At 76.5% G+C, this 2168-nt stretch carries 2 protein-coding genes; one reads left to right on the forward strand and one right to left on the reverse strand.

What is annotated here, in order from left to right; all coding sequences use genetic code 11:
• On the reverse strand, positions 1–796 hold a 796-nt coding region (locus ACSNOK_RS32670; protein ID WP_436784415.1), incomplete at its 3' end, for a DUF998 domain-containing protein.
• 169 nt (positions 797–965) lie between these two features.
• Between ACSNOK_RS32670 and ACSNOK_RS32675 the strand changes: the two genes are divergently transcribed.
• Positions 966–2168 (forward strand): streptophobe family protein (locus ACSNOK_RS32675; protein ID WP_436784416.1); only part of this gene is annotated, 1203 nt, incomplete at its 3' end.

Consider the following 2168-nt stretch of genomic DNA (forward strand, 5'->3'; position numbering starts at 1 on the left):
AGGGCCCCGGAGCCGCCGCCCCGCCCCGCTCCTCCCCCACCGGGCCGCGCAGTTCCGCCGCCAGCAGGGCGAACCACACGCCGACGAGCACCAAATGCGCCCGCTGGGGCACGCCGTGCCAGCCGGGATGGCCGAAGAGGGGTCCCACCGTGGCGACGGCCGAGGCCAGCGCGGCGGCCGGCACCCAGGGGGTCCAGCGGCTCAGCACGGGCCACCGGTGCCGGGCCGCCGCGACGGTGAACAGGAACATCGAGCCGAAGAGGGCGGCGTGCACCAGGGCGCTGGTGGCGGTGTGCCAGGGATTGACGGCTTCACAGCCGGCCTCCACCGAGGGGGCGCAGCGCATGGGGACGATCACGTCGGCCACCGAGCAGATCCCGAAGGCGACCAGGCACCACCAGCCGGCCTCGGCCACCGGGCCGTACCGGCGGCCCCCGGCGAGCAGCGCCAGCAGCGCACCGGCCACCACCAGGGCGGCCGCGACGAGTTCCGCGGCCCCGAACAGCAGGTGGAAGCGCTGGTCGGCGGCGTAGAGCTCGCTGACGTAGGAGTGCCGTGGGTCGAGCCCGGTCGGCAGCGGGAGCTCCAGCAGCCAGTCGTTGTAGACGACGGCCGCGGCGAGCAGCAGGGCCGGCGCCACGACGGTACGGGCGAAGCGGCGGCGTGGCGGGGCGGCCGGCGGCGCGTGCCGGGGCGCGGCGGTCGCGAGCGCTGTCCGCCGTGAGCCGGGGGAGGGCGGTTCGTACAGGGCCTGCCTCCCGTGGTCGAGGCAACTGCTGTCAGTGCCGTCGTTCATCTTCGCGCCACCCCAGGTTCTTCATTGTGTGTACCGGGACCTCGCTCACCGCAAACGGGACGTCCGCTTCCCCCGGGTGCCCCCACGGACGGGTGGCAATCGGTTCCGGGGCATACGGTTCGAGCCATACGGGGAGGTCAGCCGTCGTCCGACCGAGGCAGGAGCACGCGTGGGTCAGGTGTCGAGGTCCGGTTCCGGAGAGTCCGTCCGGGCGTGGACGGAGGCGTTCGGCGCGGTGGCCGCCGCCGTGGCCGCCATGGTCGCCACCGCCGCCCTGGGCCTGTGGGCGGCCGGGGCGGGCGGCCTGCCGTCCGGGGCGTTCCCCGCCGTGCTGGCGGCGACGGTGGTGGCGGCCGTGGGCGGGACGGTGGAACTGACGGGCGGCGCGGGGTTCTTCGGCCGTACGGGTGCCACCCTCACGGTGGTGCCGCTGTCGGTGTCCCTGGCCGGGGCGCTCGCGCTGGCGGCGGGCCTGCTGCGGCCACTGCGTCACCGGCCCGCGCCGGACGGCCGGGAACTGGCCGGCCGTGCCGTCCGGGTGGCGGTCCTCTGGCTCCTGGCGCTGCTGGTCCCGGCGCTGACCGCGCGGCACACCTTCCGGATCGGCCTGGGGGACGCGCTGCTGGACGAGATCGGCGAGGCGCTGGACGTGCGCCCCGAGGTGGGGTTCCGCGCGGACGTGGCGGCCACGCTGGGCCGGGGGCTGCTGTGGCTGCTGGTGCTGTACGTGATCGTCGTCCTCACCGCGCGCCGCACCCCGCTGCCCCCGCCGCTGCGCCGCTTCCAGGACGCGGCGCGCCCACCGGTGCGCATGGCGGTGGGGCTGCTGCTGGGGTACGTCCTGCTGGGGCTGGTGGTCGGGCTGGTGACGTTGGGGACGCACGGCCATCCGGTGGAGACCGCGGCCGTCCTGCTGCTGGGGCTGCCCAATCTCTGCTGGCTCGCCCTGGGCGTGGGTCTCGGCGGCGCCTGGGAGGGAAACGTGCCGGACGCGATCGGACTGCCGGTCCCGTACGCGCTCGCCGCGGTGCTGCGGGAGCCGGGGGGCGGCACGGCGACGGTGGATCTGGCCTCGCTGGGGCGGTATGACGGCCGGGCGTGGGTCCTGGCGCTGGTGGCGGCGGTCGCGCTGGCGGTGGCCGCGTCGCTGACGGCCCGCCGCTTCCCCGCGCCGTGGTGGCGGCAGGCCGTCCGGACGGCACCGGTCCTGGCCGTGGCCCTGGCGGCCACCGGGCTGCTCACCCGGATCTCGGCGCACTACGGCCTGTCGCTGTTCGGCGTGGGCGATCTCGACGCGTTCGGCGGGGAGGTCCGGCTCCGTCCCCGGCTGCCGCTGCTGCTGGGGTGGGGGGCGCTGTGGGGACTGGTCGCG

It is taken from the genome of Streptomyces sp. URMC 126 (assembly GCF_051386555.1).
Taxonomy (GTDB): Bacteria; Actinomycetota; Actinomycetes; order Streptomycetales; family Streptomycetaceae; genus Streptomyces.